This window comes from Zunongwangia sp. HRR-M8 (assembly GCF_027594405.1).
GTDB lineage: Bacteria > Bacteroidota > Bacteroidia > Flavobacteriales > Flavobacteriaceae > Zunongwangia.
The window spans coordinates 2,006,700-2,022,709 of the sequence record NZ_CP115161.1 but is presented as its reverse complement, the minus strand read 5'-3'; the positions used below and the strand labels follow the sequence as shown (position 1 = coordinate 2,022,709).

The 16,010-nt window shown below is 35.1% G+C and carries 10 protein-coding genes; 5 read left to right on the top strand and 5 right to left on the bottom strand.

Going from position 1 to position 16,010, the window contains the following annotated elements:
• Positions 1-32: 32 nt before the first annotated feature.
• On the top strand, positions 33-1,181 hold the full coding sequence (gene bshA / locus PBT89_RS08740; RefSeq protein ID WP_270061562.1) for an N-acetyl-alpha-D-glucosaminyl L-malate synthase BshA: 1,149 nt from the start codon (positions 33-35) through the stop codon (positions 1,179-1,181).
• Positions 1,182-1,214: 33 nt separating this feature from the next.
• Here bshA and PBT89_RS08735 read toward each other — a convergent pair whose 3' ends face one another.
• Positions 1,215-1,712, bottom strand: coding sequence for a hypothetical protein (locus PBT89_RS08735; RefSeq protein ID WP_270061561.1), 498 nt, complete (start codon positions 1,710-1,712; stop codon positions 1,215-1,217).
• Between the two features lie 135 nt (positions 1,713-1,847).
• Here PBT89_RS08735 and PBT89_RS08730 point away from each other — a divergent pair, with 135 nt between their 5' ends.
• Positions 1,848-4,769, top strand: a complete 2,922-nt coding sequence (locus tag PBT89_RS08730; RefSeq protein ID WP_270061560.1) for an FAD-binding and (Fe-S)-binding domain-containing protein — start codon at positions 1,848-1,850, stop codon at positions 4,767-4,769.
• An 85-nt stretch (positions 4,770-4,854) separates the two neighbouring features.
• On the opposite strand, the gene PBT89_RS08725 is transcribed toward PBT89_RS08730, so the two are convergent.
• Positions 4,855-7,248 (bottom strand): TonB-dependent receptor domain-containing protein, encoded by a 2,394-nt coding sequence (locus PBT89_RS08725; RefSeq protein ID WP_270061559.1) that lies wholly within the window; start codon positions 7,246-7,248, stop codon positions 4,855-4,857.
• A 130-nt stretch (positions 7,249-7,378) separates the two neighbouring features.
• On the opposite strand from PBT89_RS08725, the gene PBT89_RS08720 reads away from it, so the two are divergent.
• The gene (locus PBT89_RS08720; RefSeq protein WP_270061558.1) at positions 7,379-7,816 is read left to right on the top strand and encodes an energy transducer TonB; all 438 of its coding nucleotides are present in this window, start codon (positions 7,379-7,381) and stop codon (positions 7,814-7,816) included.
• A gap of 115 nt (positions 7,817-7,931) precedes the next feature.
• Here PBT89_RS08720 and PBT89_RS08715 read toward each other — a convergent pair whose 3' ends face one another.
• From PBT89_RS08715 to PBT89_RS08705, 3 genes are read right to left on the bottom strand one after another with little or no spacing between them, the layout of a single operon-like run.
• On the bottom strand, positions 7,932-10,328 hold the full coding sequence (locus PBT89_RS08715) for a GH92 family glycosyl hydrolase (protein ID WP_270061557.1): 2,397 nt from the start codon (positions 10,326-10,328) through the stop codon (positions 7,932-7,934).
• A 9-nt stretch (positions 10,329-10,337) separates the two neighbouring features.
• Positions 10,338-12,632 carry a GH92 family glycosyl hydrolase gene (locus PBT89_RS08710; protein ID WP_270061556.1) on the bottom strand — a complete coding sequence of 765 codons (2,295 nt, stop codon included), beginning with the start codon at positions 12,630-12,632 and terminating at the stop codon, positions 10,338-10,340.
• Between the two features lie 31 nt (positions 12,633-12,663).
• Entirely contained in the window at positions 12,664-13,623 is a 960-nt protein-coding gene (locus PBT89_RS08705) for a glycoside hydrolase family 43 protein (RefSeq protein ID WP_270061555.1), read from the bottom strand.
• Positions 13,624-13,872: 249 nt separating this feature from the next.
• Between PBT89_RS08705 and PBT89_RS08700 the strand changes: the two genes are divergently transcribed.
• Positions 13,873-14,604 (top strand): class I SAM-dependent methyltransferase, encoded by a 732-nt coding sequence (locus PBT89_RS08700; protein WP_270061554.1) that lies wholly within the window; start codon positions 13,873-13,875, stop codon positions 14,602-14,604.
• A 113-nt stretch (positions 14,605-14,717) separates the two neighbouring features.
• Positions 14,718-15,917, top strand: coding sequence for a hypothetical protein (locus tag PBT89_RS08695; RefSeq protein WP_270061553.1), 1,200 nt, complete (start codon positions 14,718-14,720; stop codon positions 15,915-15,917).
• Positions 15,918-16,010: the final 93 nt, after the last annotated feature.

Genomic DNA, 16,010 nt, shown 5'->3' with positions numbered 1-16,010 from the left:
AATCGGTTCTAGCCGATTTTAAAAAAGGATTAATGAAAATAGCAATAGTTTGTTATCCCACTTTTGGCGGTAGTGGTGTAGTCGCAACAGAACTTGGCCTGGCGCTATCAAGAAGAGGTCATGAAGTTCATTTTATAACCTACAAACAGCCGGTACGATTAGATCAATTATCTAGCAATGTGAAATTTCATGAAGTTCACGTACCAGATTATCCATTATTTCATTACCAACCTTACGAACTTGCTTTAAGTAGTAAACTGGTAAACATGGTTAAGCTACACGGAATTGAATTATTACATGTACACTATGCTATTCCGCATGCTTATGCGGGCTATATGGCTAAAAAAATGCTAGAAGATCAAGGGATAAATATTCCTATGGTAACTACGCTGCACGGTACAGATATTACTTTAGTAGGTAATCATCCTTTTTATAAACCTGCAGTTACCTTTAGTATCAATGCGAGCGATATGGTTACTTCAGTTTCTGAAAGTCTGCGAAAAGATACATTAGAACTTTTTGAAATTAAGAAAGAGATCAGAGTAATCCCTAATTTCATTGATGCTTCTAAGTATCAGGAAAAAAGCTTCACCGATTGTCAGCGAGAATTGATGGCTGACGGCGATGAAAAAATTATTACTCATATTAGCAATTTTAGGAAAGTAAAGAAAATTCAGGATACCATTAAGGTTTTTTATGAAATTCAGAAGAAATTAAAATGCCGTTTAATGATGGTGGGTGAAGGTCCTGAAAAAGAAAAAGCCGAAGCTTTAGCAGAAGAACTGGGTATTCAGGATAAAGTGATGTTTTTAGGTCAAAGTCACGAGATTGATAAAATTCTATGTTTTTCAGATTTATTTTTACTAACGTCAAAAAGAGAAAGTTTCGGTTTAGCTGCTTTAGAGGCAATGATAAATAGCGTTCCCGTTGTTTCTAGTAACACCGGAGGATTACCAGAAGTAAACCAGCAAGGGGTTTCAGGTTATTTGTGCGATGTAGGCGATGTGAAAGGAATGGCAAAGAAGGCTATTGCTATATTAAGTGATAATGAAACTTTAAAAACGTTTAAAAGAAACGCCAGAAAAGTGGCAGCGACTTTTGATATTAATCAGATCGTACCGATGTACGAAAAAATGTATTCAGAACTTTTAGAAAAGAGCATAAAAAAAGTGGAAAATTAATTTCCACTTTTTTTATATCTCGATTTTATTAATCTAAAACTGGTAACGTACACCAATCGCAAAATCTGGAGCAAGATCGTCGATAGTATCGTAATCATTAAATCCAATTTCTGGTCTCAAATCTAAAGTAAGCACTAGAGGAATATCAAAATTGTATTCAATACCAATATCTCCTGCTATAAGAATATAAGCACCGTCGTTATAGGGATCACCAATTCTATCATCATCTAGACTTGCGATACCGGCACCTGCACCAGCGTACCAGTTAAAGCCACCTTCGATATTCCAAACCCATTGATACAATCCAACAAGTTTAACAATATCATAATGCTTATGATTTCTCCAACCAAGGTCGAATTCTAAACGATTATTATCGCTTCCTACCGCTCTTTGATAAGAAATTTCTGGTCCAAAACCATTACTCCCTCCAAGTCTAAGACCAATAGCATTATCAGCAATCTCTTGTGCATTTACATTCGTAAATAAAGCTGATCCTAAGGTAACCAATGTAATCACTAAAAACTTCTTCATTGTTTTGATTTATATGTTTTGGGCAAAAATACTTTTTGACGGAAAGTAATATTAGGCCTTTTAGCCAATCTATTGTTAATTATCTTTAAAAATCTGTTAAGCAGTTTAGTGAATTTGCTTAATTTTAAAGGCTGTATGGAAAAGAAACTTCAGCAATTAGCAACGCGACTGGATGGCCAGTTATTTTTTGATAAACTTTGGCGATCGATTTATGCAACCGATGCCTCAGTTTATAGAGAACTACCATTAGCGGTAAGTTATCCTAAAAGCAAGAACGACTTAAAAGAACTAATTCTTTTTGCTAAAGAAAATAAAACCTCATTGATTCCGCGAACGGCGGGGACTTCTCTTGCTGGCCAATGTGTAGGTACTGGTATTGTTGTAGATGTATCTAAGAACTTCACCAAGATTTTAAGTCTCGATACAGAAAATAAAACGGTAACACTACAACCAGGAGTTATAAGAGATGATCTTAATAGAATGCTGAAGGAACACGGTCTTTTCTTTGGGCCTAATACTTCAACTTCCAACCGTTGTATGGTGGGTGGAATGGTAGGAAATAATAGTAGTGGTACCACTTCCATTAAATACGGAACCACCCGAGAAAAAACGGTTGCCTTAAAAACAATTCTTAGCGATGGAAGCGAAGCTGAATTTAAAGCTATTTCTAAAAAAGAGTTTCAGGAAAAGCTGAAATTGGATAATTTAGAAGGTAATATTTACAGAAATATAGCTGAAATACTTTCTTCGGAAGAAAATAGAGCAGAGATTATTAAAGAATTTCCGCCGCGAGAATTACATCGTAGAAATACAGGATATGCGATAGATGAATTAATTTATTCTGAAGTTTTTTCTGAAGATTCAGACGAGCTACTTAATATTTGCCATTTGCTTGCCGGAAGCGAAGGGACATTAGCCTTTACTACCGAGCTTACTTTGCAGTTAGATGATCTTCAACCGCCTGAAGCAGCCATGATTGCTTCGCACTATCGTAGTATCGAAGATTGTTTGCAGGACGTAGCTTCTACCATGGAGCATTCACTCTACACCTGCGAGATGATGGATAAAACTATATTAGATTGTACCAAGCAAAACATTAAATATCGCGAGAACAGGTTTTTTATTCAGGAAGATCCTGAAGCTATATTAATGCTTGAAGTTAGAGCTAATACTGCCGATGAACTTCAGGATAAAACAATAGCCTTATTACATACTCTAGAAGAGAATGGAATAAGTTACGCCAATCCCATTCTTTATGGCGAGCAAATTAATATGGCTTCAGAATTAAGAAAGGCTGGGCTTGGTTTATTAGCAAATATCGTTGGCGATAAAAAAGCCGTAGCCTGTATTGAAGATACCGCGGTCGCTTTACCAGTATTGGCAGATTACATAAAAGAGTTTAGCCAGATTATGAAATCGTACAGGCAAAATGCGGTTTACTATGCCCATGCCGGTGCGGGTGAGCTTCATTTGCGCCCTATTTTAGATTTGAAGAAGAAAGAAGATGTCGCTCTTTTTAGAAAGATTACCACAGATGTAGCGAAATTGGTTAAAAAATACAATGGTTCTATGAGCGGAGAACATGGCGATGGCCGCGTTCGTGCTGAGTTTGTAGAAATGATGGTTGGATCTAAAAATTACGCACTATTAAAACAGGTGAAAGCTACTTTTGATCCACAGAACATCTTTAATCCCGGCAAAATTATAGATGCTCCTGCTATGGATACCTCGTTGCGATATCAACCAGACCGAGTTGAGCCGGAAATAAAGACTCTGATGAATTTTGATGAAAATCAGGGAATTTTACGTTTAGCAGAGCAGTGTAATGGGAGTGGAGATTGTAGAAAATCTGCGGAAAGCGGCGGAACCATGTGCCCAAGTTATCGCGCTACTAAAGACGAAAAAGATACTACCAGAGCTAGAGCAAATACGTTGCGGGAGTTTTTAACAAATTCAGATAAAGAAAATAAATTTAGTCATAAAGAAATTAAAGATGCTTATGATCTTTGTTTAAGCTGTAAAGGCTGCAAAAGTGAATGCCCAAGCAGTGTTGATGTTGCTGCTTTAAAAGCAGAATTTCAGTATCAATATCAAAAAGAACACGGATTTTCCAATCGAAGTAAAGCTTTTGCCAATAATGGAAAAATGAATAAAATGGCTTCCAAAGTTCCTGGAGTGGCTAATTTTATGTTCTCTAATAGTTTAACCTCTGGTATTGCTAAAAGAATAATGGGCGTAGCTCCACAAAGAAGTTTGCCAAAATTGGCCAAAATGACTTTAAAATCTTATTTCGAAAAGAATAAAGATCGATTAACACCCCGAAATCCTATAAAGTCTGTTTATTTTTTTAATGATGAGTTCACGAATTTTCTGGATGCTGAAATTGGTTTTGATGCTCTTGAACTTTTAAGCAAGCTGAATTATAAAGTTATTTTTACCGATCACGAAGAGAGTGGAAGAGCGCATATTTCTAAAGGTTTTTTAGAAGAAGCGAAAGAAATGGCGAATAAAAACGTTTCTATTTTTAGCAATTTGGTTGCAGAAGATCAACCGCTTTTAGGTTTGGAGCCTTCAGCAATTCTAACATTTAGGGACGAATATTTGCGCTTAGCCGATGATCGAGAAAAAGCAACCGAATTATCTAAAAATTGCTTTATTATCGAAGAATTTTTGAAGAAGGAAATGGCCCTCGGAAACATCAAAAAAGAGCAGTTTACTTCCGAAGAAAAAGATATAAAAGTCCACGGTCACTGCCATCAAAAAGCATTATCGAATACTGCAGTAACTTTTGAGATTTTAAATCTACCTGAAAATTATAAAGTAACCATTATCCCTTCGGGTTGCTGCGGAATGGCGGGTAGTTTTGGGTACGAAAAAGAACATTACGAGGTAAGTATGGCGGTTGGTGAGCAAACCTTGTTTCCGGCAGTTCGAAAAGCTTCAGATGAAACGATAATTTCGGCAAACGGAACCAGTTGTAGACATCAGATTTTTGATGGAACAAAACGCGAAGCCCAACACCCGGTAAGTATTTTGCTGAATGCCTTAAGAGTATAATATTGTCTAATTTAAGAGTATTGATAAAGTCTTTAGTTGATTTTAAAATCTAACTAAAGACTTTTTTGATAATTTAAGTCTCAAATCAACCTCCGGCGCGTCTTTCTGTATCTGTATTTCCTGATTTTTGCGAACGCACTTTCAAATTATCATTTCCAAACTTGTAGCTTACACTCAGCCAAAATTGTCTGGAATCGTAAAAATTTCTAATTTCCTGAGTAACTCCGTTTATTTTAGCCGTTTTTCGCTCAATAGCGTTTTTAAATAAATCTTCTCCACGCAGGCTAATATTCAAATCTTTATCTAAGAGTAAAAACTGTAGCGAAAGTCCTAGAGAACTTTGCGCTTGGGTTTCAAAAATTCCATCGACACCTTCAAATTGATACCAATAGTTAAGGCCGCCAATAATTGTTTTTTCAGAATTTAAATTAAAATCATTATTAGTGCTAACTCTGCTATTAAAACCGTTGCGATCTGCTTGTGGTTGCTCTAAATTGAAAGTTGATTTTGCATAATTTAGATCTAAATTATTTACGTTAGTCCACCAATGTATTGGATTCCAGGTAAAACTTTCAGAGATTCCTAAAAGCGTTCTGTCAATATAATTTTCGTAACTAAATCCTGTACTATTAATCGATGTATTGGCTATTGGAACTTCACCAAATGCATTGTTTTCCCGAGTAAAATAAAGCCGGGTTACAAAATCATGATGTAAAACACTAAATTCTATATTATGAATAAATGAGGGATCTAAATAGGCGTTTCCCGAGTAAAATATAGATGGGGTTCTATAATAAGTATTAGGATTAAGATCTCTAAAGTTTGGGCGTTCTATCCTACGACTGTAATTGAGTGAAAAGTTTGTTTTCGTATCAAGATTATAATTAATGTAAAAAGTAGGGAAGAGGTTAGTGTAATTATCCTCACGATTGATATCCAAATTTGGAGAAAGGGCGCTTATAGCGGTATTTTCTAATCGTAAACCAAACTGTGCAGACCATTGCTCACCAAAATTTCTATTTGCTGAAATATACGCCGAAGCAATTTTTTCATCGTAATCAAAAGGAACTGCAGGAATATTAGGAATCTCATCTGTAGGATTTAAAGTGTATCCTGTGTTAAAACTTTTAATATCGCTAGAAATATCAGAATAAGTATACTTTGCGCCAAAGTCTAAATCAATCCATTTTAGTGGATTTTCAATGTCTATTTTAGCCGAATAAATATCATATTTATTATTGGTTTTATTGAAAGATCTAAAATATCTATTCTCTGTATTTTCATCTAAGCCAGGAGATTCTATACCCTGATAATACTTTTTATCTTCGTTGGTATTATACAAGTAATCTAGATTCAAAATCACGTTTTTACCTAAGGAATCTAAATTGAAATTGGTATTAAGATTTAACTTGTGAACTCGTGGATGTTGGGGTTCAGATCCATTCATTCTTATAAAGCTATCTTCTGCATTATTTCGTGTGATTTTGGTTTTAGGCAAAGATTCAATATTTGCAGCCGTACCATTAAAATAATATTGTGCGCCTAAATGCCAATTTTGATTCATTTCATAGCCAATTTCTGCGGAAGCTACCGAGCCTTCCAGATCTATATCAACCGGGGTAGAAGTTACTGAGGTTTCTTCTGGATATGTAGATGTTAAGTTTTCCTGAAGCACTAGTTGATGTTTTATAAAACCAAGCCGTCCTGAAAATGTAAATTTATCTTTGTTAATATTGAAGTTGGCCGAACTTCTATAATTCGCTTTGGTTCGCTGTATGTATGTTCCTTTAAGTTGTGCATTCCAAGAATCGCTTTTTGGCTTTTTCAGGATAATATTTATGAGTCCGCTATTGCCTTCAGCTTCATATCTAGCTGGCGGATTGCTAATTACTTCGATACTCTTAATAGTTTCAGAATCGATACTTTGCAGGAAATTTATAAGGTCTACGCCAGAAAGTTGCAGCATTTGCTCGTCAATCATCACTCGCATATTTCCTTTACCAATCATACTTATAGCATCATTTTCTACACGAATACTGGGAACTATTTTTAAAACCTCAACAACATCACCCTGTGACGATTTGGATGAATTTTCTACATTAAAAATAAGCCGATCAATTTTTCGCTCAATCAGTTTTTTCTTAGAAGTCAGGAATACTTCATCTAATTCTTGAGCATTATCGACGATTATAGTTCCTAAATCTATAGCGTCTTCTTTGACTTCAATCTTTTTAGTAAACAATTGTTGGCCTACAAATGAAATTTCTAAACTGTAATTGCCGGGAGTAGTGTTCAGCTGAAAACTACCATCATCCTCGGTAATAGAACCAATAAGTTTTCCAGACGTTACGTTTTTTAAAACAACTTCAGCAAAAGGAATTGCAGTGGAGTCATTTTCGATGATTTTACCTGAAATTTTAGTTTGAGAAATTGCTGAAAAACATAATAATCCAACGATGATGGTGATGAATAATTTCATTTAAGGAATTTGGGGATGTTTATTTTATTCCAGCAAAATACAAAATAATTACGCTTTGGGATAAAATTTATAGGGATTAATATGTCTTCTCGTTCGAAATTTTTACATTCGATTTCTTAATTGTTTATGAATGTTCAAGAATATACTTTCCACCGTAGTTTTTATTATGATAAGCTGTTTGGTGATGGCACAATCAGATCCTTCAATAGAGAATTTGCATCTTGAAGCTGTAGATAAAATTCCTATTGCTGAAGACTGCGATCCTAATGCCAGCAATAAAGAGCTTGCCAATTGTTTTTATAAGAGTGTGCGTAATACGATAATGGCTAATGTGGATACAGCTATTATAAATAGCGAGAATTTAGAACCAGGATTGTATACCGCTATTGCGAAATTCAGAATAAATAAAAAAGGAAAAGTAGACCAGGTTAATGTTGATTTTGAAAATAAAAAGATCGCAAAAAATATAAAACTAGCGGTAAAAAAGATAAAGCGATTAGAACCAGCAATGAAAGATGGAAGAGCGGTTAATATAATTTTTTCGGTTCCTGTGAAATTTAAAATTTAAAGCTTTCACTGCGTATTGAAATTAGGAATTTTCAAAAGCACTCGAGGGATTTGCCATTAGTAAAAAAAGCGGGCATTTGCCCGCTTTTTAAATTCAAAACAATATAAATTATACACTAATTTATAAATAAGGCTTTATTTGGCTGGTTGCTCATGTAAAATTTAAGTTCACCGCCATTCATTACATCCTCGTGAGAAATAAATGGTTTGGATAATTCTTTGCCATTCAGTTCTACTTTTTCCACATAAACATTTTTATCACTTTGGTTTTCAGCAATAACTCTAAAAGTATTACCATTATCAAGATTTAATTTTGCATCTTTAATTGCAGGACTTCCTAAAGCATAATCCACAGATCCCGGAGCAACAGGGTAGAAGCCAAGGCTACTAAAAATATACCAGGCACTCATTTGTCCAAAATCGTCATTACCGCTAAGACCGTCGGCTCCTGTTTGATATTTCATATCTAAAATCATTCGAATTTTATCCTGAGATTTCCACGGAGTATTAGTCCAGTTATAAAGATAAGCCACGTGATGTGAAGGCTCGTTGCCGTGTACGTAATTACCAATAATCCCTTCACGTGAGATATCTTCAGTATTTTCGAAATATTTATCAGGGAGTTCCATAGTAAAAAGTGAATCCAAATGTTTCGAAAATTGCTCTTTTCCGCCCATCATCTCGATCATTTCAGTGGGAGCGTGAGGAACGTATAAACTGTAGTTCCAGCTATTTCCTTCAATAAACCCTTGTCCGTGAGTATTTAATTCATCAAAATCCTTTTTAAAAGTACCATCACTTAATTTAGGACGCATAAAGCCGGTTTTTGAATCATAAACATTTTTATAATTCTCAGCTCTTTTAATAAACTCTTCGTAGATCTCTGTTTTACCAAGTTTTTTAGCGGTCTGGGCAATTGCCCAATCATCGTAGGCATATTCTAAAGTTTTAGATACTGAAGCACCATTTTTATCTTCAGGTACATAACCCATGTCAATATAGTAGCCTAAACCATCGTAGTATCTTGTTTTGGCGGTGTTCACCATCGCTTGTAAAGCATGTTCCTGATCGAAATCTGCATTACCTTTTACAATGGCATCCGCTAAAACAGATGCACTATGATACCCGATCATACACCAGTTTTCGTTGGCATAATGCGACCAAACCGGTAGCATAGAATGTACGCTTTGGTCATAGTGAGCCATCATCGACTGGGCCATATCAGCATTTCGTTTTGGCTGTAATATATTGAATAGTGGATGTAATGCTCTATATGTATCCCAAAGCGAAAAACTGGTATAATTGGTAAATCCATCGGCTTGATGAACATTAATATCCAAGCCCATATACTTACCATCGGTATCCATATATTCTGTAGGTCCTAAAAAGGCATGATACATGGCGGTGTAAAAGTTAGTTAACTCATCTTTATCTTTAGATGATAACTGAACTTTATTAAGCTCACGATTCCATTTGGCTCTTGCTTCTTTTTTAACCTGATCGAAATCCCAATGGGGAGTTTCTTCTTTCATGTTATTTAAAGCACCTACAGAACTTACCGGAGAAATGGCCATTTTGACTTTTAATTTTTCCTGAGGTTCTAGATCGAAATTAAAAAAAATTCTAATTTTCTCTCCGGCGATCTCAGGAAAGTTTTTAGACTGATCGAATTTTCCCCAAAAACCATTGTAAGGTTGTTTATCATTACGAGTTCTACCATAATCTTTGATAGGTTCACTAAAAGACATGGCAAAGTAAACTCGGCGTGTTCTTGCCCAACCATTAGTTTGGCGGTAACCAGTAATTAATGTATCATTTTCTACACGTACAAATGTCCATACATTTTTGTCATCATAGTTATAAATACCATGCATTAGATCGAAAATAATATGTGCATCTTTCCCTTCAGGAAAAGAATATTGATGCATTCCTACGCGCGATGTAGCTGTCATTTCAGCTTTAATATTATAATCGTCCAATATCACACTGTAATAACCAGCTTCTGCAGTTTCCTTGTCGTGAGAAAATCTGGAACGATATCCACTTTCAGGATTCGTAGCAGTACCAGGATTTAATTGAAGATCTCCTGTGGTAGGCATAATCAAAAAATCTCCAAGATCTGAATGTCCTGTGCCACTAAAGTGCGTATGGCTAAAACCAACAATGGTTCTATCTTCATATTGATAGCCTGCGCAATATTTATAAACATCTGGATTGTAATGACCATCTACAGCATAAGGAATAGTATCTGTATCTGGACTTAATTGTACGCTCCCAAAAGGAACGGTTGCACCAGGGTAGGTGTGTCCCATTTTTGCAGTACCAATCATTGGATCTACATACTGCGCAAAATCTTTAGTATCGTTTATTTTTGATGCTGAAACCGAATTTTCTTCGGCTTCAGCATCTTTGCAGGAAGTATATAAACTTAAAGAGCTAAGAAAAATACTGGCGCCTAAAAGTTGAATTCCTTTTTTAAACTTGGATTTATTTTGAAATGAGCTTATAATCATAAATTTATGCTATTCGTTAGAAAATGAATAAGGCAAAGCATCTTTTGTAGTACCGCGATTTTTATTTGGGGAAGTGCTCATTTCGATATCAATCGTTACGCCATCTACTAAATCTGAATGTTTCAAATAGTTTTTGTGGTAAGACTCTCCATTAATTTTCATACTCTTAATATACTTATCATTGTCGCTATTTTTTGGAGCATTGATCTCGATCTTATTTCCATTTTCAAGGTTCACAGTCATTTTTTTAAATAACGGAGCTCCTATTACATATTGATCTACCGCTGGAGTTACGGGGTAAAAACCTAGAGCAGAGAATACATACCAGGCTGAAGTTTGTCCATTATCTTCATCACCACAATAACCATCTGGTGTAGCCATGTACATTCTGTCCATAGTTTCTCTAGCCCATTTTTGAGCTTTCCATGGCTCTCCAGCATAATTATAAAGATAAATCATATGCTGAATAGGTTGGTTACCGTGTGCATATTGTCCCATATCTGCAATTTGCATCTCACGAATTTCGTGAATTACGCCACCGTACATACTTTCATCAAAAATTGGAGGCATAGAGAAAACAGAATCTAATTTCTTTACAAAGTTTTCTTTACCTCCCATAAGACCAATTAAACCTTCAACATCATGAAAAACTGACCAGCTGTAGTGCCAGCTATTTCCTTCAGTAAAAGGATTTCCCCATCTAAAAGGATTAAAATCTTCCTGCCAGCTTCCATCTTCATTTTTACCTCTCATTAATCCATAGCTAGGGTCAAAGAGGTTTTTATAATTCATACTTCTTTCCTTGTATTTTCTAATCTCCTTTTTTGATTTTCCAATCGCTTTTCCAAATTGGTAGATAGCAAAATCGTCATAGGCATATTCTAAAGTTCGTGCAGCGCTTTCGTGAACACCAACATCGTATGGTACATATCCAAGTTCGTTATAATAGGGAGCACCAGCACGTCCTACAGCCGTCATAGGCCCTTCGTTATTGGCTCCGTTTACTAAAGCATCCCATAAAGTTTCGGTATCGTAACCTCGTAAACCTTTTATATAGGCGTCTGCAACAACAGAAGCCGAGTTATTACCAACCATAATATTAGAATAACCGGGGCTAGACCATTCTGGCAGCCATCCACCTTCTTTATAATCGTTAGCAAGACCCTGTTGCATTTCTTTGTTTATAGACGGATAGGCTAAATTAAGGAAAGGGTAAAGGGCTCTAAAAGTATCCCAAAAACCAGTACCCGCAAACATATATCCAGGAAGAATTTCTCCATTATAAGGGCTCCAGTGAACGATCTCGTCGTTTTCATTAATTTCGTATAATTTATTCGGAAAAAATAAAGTTCTGTAAAGACAAGAATAAAATGTTCTCACTTGATCGATCGTTCCGCCGGAAACTTCTAATCTGCCTAATTTTTCATTCCAAAGATCACGTGCATTTTGCTTTGTAGTTTCAAAATCATCACTCGCGATTTCGCGATCCAAATTTAATTGAGCTTGCTGGAAACTTATAAAAGAAGAAGCCACTTTTGCATTTACAACAGCCGCGTCTTTAGTATCAAAACCAACAATAGCACCGGCATGATCTGCTTCCATTTCAGCCTGTCCTTTAGCTAATTTATTACCTTCCCAAGTATTCACATCAATAAATGGTTTATCAAACTGAATCACAAAGTAATTCTTGAAATTGGTTAATTTTCCGCGGGAATATTTTGTGGTGTATCCAATGATCTTATTTTCTTCTGGAATCACTTTTACATAAGAACCTTTATCAAATGGATCGATAACCACATAAGAGCTATCAGATTTAGGGAAGGTCATTTTAAACTGGGCAGCACGCTCTGTTGGAGTAAGCTCTACCGTCACATCATGATCTGCTAAATATACCTTATAATAATAGGGGGTAGACTCTTCAGCTTTATGAGAAAACCAGCTTGCACGATCGTCTTGGTTAAATTTCAGTCCGCCGGTAACCGGCATTAACGAAAATTGACCATAATCGTTCATCCAGGGAGAAGGCTGGTGCGTTTGTTTGAATCCGCGTATTTTATCTGCGTCATAGGTATACGCCCAACCATTTCCCATTTTACCTGTTTGGGGTGTCCACAAGTTCATTCCCCACGGGACAGCAACTGCGGGATACGTATTCCCATTAGATAATTCAGGTTTAGAGTCTGTTCCCATTAGTGGATTTACAAAATCTACAGGATTCTCAACAGATTCTATAAGATGGTTTTGGGCGTCAGCATAATTGAATACGGCAAAGAAGGCCAGTACCGTTAAGAACTTTTTTTTCATAGTTTATGTTGAATAATTTAGATTGCAATTTTTATTTTAAAGGATGTGCCGCAACACCTTCATTGGTTATTTTCACCGGTTTTATATGTCCGTTGCTGTCAAATTCCATCACATCGATACAGGTTTCTCTAGAATTTCCATCGGTTTCTGTAAGCGGTCTGCGATGGTAAATTATATAATAATCGTCATCTTTGGGATGTTTTATTACGGAATGATGCCCGGCACCGGTAGCAATATCTTTATCCTGCTGAAGTATCTTATCTATTCTCTTAAAAGGCCCCAGCGGTGAATCTGCAATAGCGTATGCCACTGAATAATCTGGACCTGTCCAGCCACCTTCAGACCACATAAAATAGTATTTTCCATCTTTAATGAACATAAAAGGCCCTTCAACATAACCTTCAGGTGTAACTTCTTTAAAAATGGTACCATCTTTAAAAGGAACAAAACCTGTAAAGTCGTCGTTTAATTTCGCGACATTACAATGTCCCCAACCACCGTAGTAAAGGTAATACTGGCCATTTTTATCTCTAAAACAAAATTGATCTATAGGTTGCGCACCATTATAGAATTTGCCAATAAGCGGTTTTCCTAAATGATCTTTATAAGGCCCTTCTGGATAATCTGCAATTGCAACACCAATTCCGCCTAACTCTTCATCGCTTTGTATATCGTTTGCGCCAAAGAATAAATAGTACTTATTTTCTTTTTTGATAATTGATGGTGCCCAAACTGCACGTTTTGCCCATTTTATTGTTGCCGTATCAATCACTTTTTCGTGCTTTGTCCAATTTACAAGATCTGGAGAAGAAAAAGCATCGAAAAAAACTTGCTCATCATACGGAGCTGAAAACGTTGGATAGATCCAATATTGATTGTCGAAAACTATTCCTTCAGGATCGGCGTACCAACCCGGGAATACTGGATTATTATTCTGACCATTTATGCTTAAATAGCAAAATATCAACAGTAGAAATATTAGTTTTTTCATGATATTGCAGCTAGAGCTATTTGATCTTGCTATTATACGAAAATAAAGACTAAAAAATAAATCGTTTTAGCTAAAGTTTATTTGTCTATAAATTAGATATTTCGAAAAAAGTATTTAATGTTCTATTTATAAAATCTGAATGAAGTATGAGCTTATTTTGTATCTTTCTAAAGTTCTAATTTCGAATAATTATTAAAGGTTGAAATTCTACTTATCAAGTTGAATTTTCTAAAATTATTAATTCATTTTATGAAAGATAACTTTTCAGATCAGTCTCAAAACTACGCCACTTTTCGTCCCACGTATCCAGATGCCGTTTTTACAGAAATAATGAATCATGCAAATGCTAAATCAAATGCATGGGATTGTGCTACTGGTAATGGGCAGGTAGCAGAAGAACTTTCTAAGCTATTTAAGTTTGTTGAAGCCACTGATATCAGCGAAAATCAAATACAACAAGCACCCAAATTATCCAATATCAATTATAGTATTCAACCAGCTGAAAATGTAAATTTTCCTGATAATTATTTTGATTTAATTACAGTGGCTCAAGCAATTCATTGGTTTGATTTCAATAAATTTTATGCTGAAGTTAAGCGGACCTTAAAAAGTAACGGAATTATAGCAATTTTGGGTTATAGTCTCTTCCGTAGTAATTCAAAAACAAATGAAATAATGGATCATTTTTATTACCAAGTCATTGGTCCATATTGGGATGAAGAGCGAAAATATTTAGATGAAAGCTATAACACAATACCATTTCCGTTTGACGAAATAAAAACATCAAAAATCATTTTTAGAGAAGAATGGAGTTTTGATAGGCTTATTGGATACATAAAAACATGGTCTGCGGTTAAACATTTTATAGCGAAAAATGGATTTGATCCTGTAGATGATATTTATAAGGATCTTAGACTGAGCTTTGGGTCATCAAATACGATAGAATTCCCAATTTTATTTAAAATTGGTAAACTTTTCTAAAAAATGAATATTTAAAAGGAGCGTTAAAGTGTTTCATCTTTATTATTAAGTAAAAAATGATAATTTAGCTTGGCATAAAAAATGCTGAATAACTAAATCAACTTTAACCACTAATGAAGAAATTAACCATAAGTTTTAGCCTTTTTCTTGCTTTTAGCGGAGTTACTTTTGCGCAAAGTCTTTCAACTACTGTTCCTAATGAAACAGTAACCGATCAGGTTCTTAAAGAACTAAACCGCGAGCGAGCTTTACTAAGTCAAAATCTGGATTTTCGAATTAAAGAAATTGATTCTAAAATCACCAATCTTGATGAGAGTATCAAAAATTCTAAAAATGCTTCAGATAAAGTTGAAAAGCTTCTAGAGCGAGTAAAGTTTTTGGAAGAGCGCCAATCTGAAATCGATAAAAATACGGTAAGCGTTTATAAATATAATTACAGTTCCGCAGTATTAAATCTTGCCAGTATGGAGCGCGAGATAAAACCCCTAAACTTATTTAATAGTTCAAGAGAATTTTATTCCACATTGGATAAAGTAAGTAATCCTATGCATTATGATGGGTACAAAGAATGGTTTGGTAAATTTCAGAATTTTGTAAAGGAAGAACAGGATAGCAATGCAAGCTTAGCAGCCCTAAATCACATTATGGCAGTAACCGGTGATCTAAGCCAGGGAACTCCCTTTGTAGGAATGTTCGCCGGGAGCCTTTTTGATGGGATTGGTACTTTTATTGAATCTTTAAATCGAAGACAAAAAGAGTTACAAAAGCAAAGTATAGAAATGCTAAAGTTAACAACTTCGGTATCTCAGTTTACGCACGATAAAGATCTAATTGAAACCGAATGGGAAGCAATTAACAAAAGCCTGGACGAATTAAGAAGTCTTCAGGATAAAGAGATGAAGGAGAATTTTGTGAATATGCTTGGTGTTAATCTTGAAGAATTTGAAAGAAAATTTACTGAAGAAACCGATGCAAAAAAAAGAACGCAATATATTCTTGACATTTCAAAAATTGCTGAAAACAAAATTGTAGAAGAGCGCGAAAAAAATCCTGAAAACTGGAAACAAAGTTACCATGATCAAATGCTAGCCGTTCAGAATCTTAAAATTCGTTTTGGAGATATTACTTTCAGGATTCTGGAAAATTTAAAAAAGTACGAGGGTTTAATTGAAAAATACAATAAAGACCCTTATTTGAAAAAAGAAATGGGAGAATTAAAATTAAAATTAGATATTGTAAAAAATACATTCGAATCTACTTTTAATCCGCAGGAATATATCAAAGCTTCTAACGAAATGTATATCGTAGAGTAATTAAAATCGAATAATTTTTTTTTCATTAAAAAATAGAGGAGAACAGCCAAGTTCTCCTTTTTTGCTTTTATAAAGTTTTTTAGAGATATTTAA

What these genes read in the sequence shown, in the direction of transcription:
- bshA (WP_270061562.1), top strand. Translation starts at nt 33, where the DNA reads ATGAAAATAGCAATAGTTTGTTATCCCACTTTTGGCGGTAGTGGTGTA.
- PBT89_RS08735 (WP_270061561.1), bottom strand. Translation starts at nt 1,712, where the DNA reads ATGAAGAAGTTTTTAGTGATTACATTGGTTACCTTAGGATCAGCTTTA.
- PBT89_RS08730 (WP_270061560.1), top strand. Translation starts at nt 1,848, where the DNA reads ATGGAAAAGAAACTTCAGCAATTAGCAACGCGACTGGATGGCCAGTTA.
- PBT89_RS08725 (WP_270061559.1), bottom strand. Translation starts at nt 7,248, where the DNA reads ATGAAATTATTCATCACCATCATCGTTGGATTATTATGTTTTTCAGCA.
- PBT89_RS08720 (WP_270061558.1), top strand. Translation starts at nt 7,379, where the DNA reads ATGTTCAAGAATATACTTTCCACCGTAGTTTTTATTATGATAAGCTGT.
- PBT89_RS08715 (WP_270061557.1), bottom strand. Translation starts at nt 10,328, where the DNA reads ATGATTATAAGCTCATTTCAAAATAAATCCAAGTTTAAAAAAGGAATT.
- PBT89_RS08710 (WP_270061556.1), bottom strand. Translation starts at nt 12,632, where the DNA reads ATGAAAAAAAAGTTCTTAACGGTACTGGCCTTCTTTGCCGTATTCAAT.
- PBT89_RS08705 (WP_270061555.1), bottom strand. Translation starts at nt 13,623, where the DNA reads ATGAAAAAACTAATATTTCTACTGTTGATATTTTGCTATTTAAGCATA.
- PBT89_RS08700 (WP_270061554.1), top strand. Translation starts at nt 13,873, where the DNA reads ATGAAAGATAACTTTTCAGATCAGTCTCAAAACTACGCCACTTTTCGT.
- PBT89_RS08695 (WP_270061553.1), top strand. Translation starts at nt 14,718, where the DNA reads ATGAAGAAATTAACCATAAGTTTTAGCCTTTTTCTTGCTTTTAGCGGA.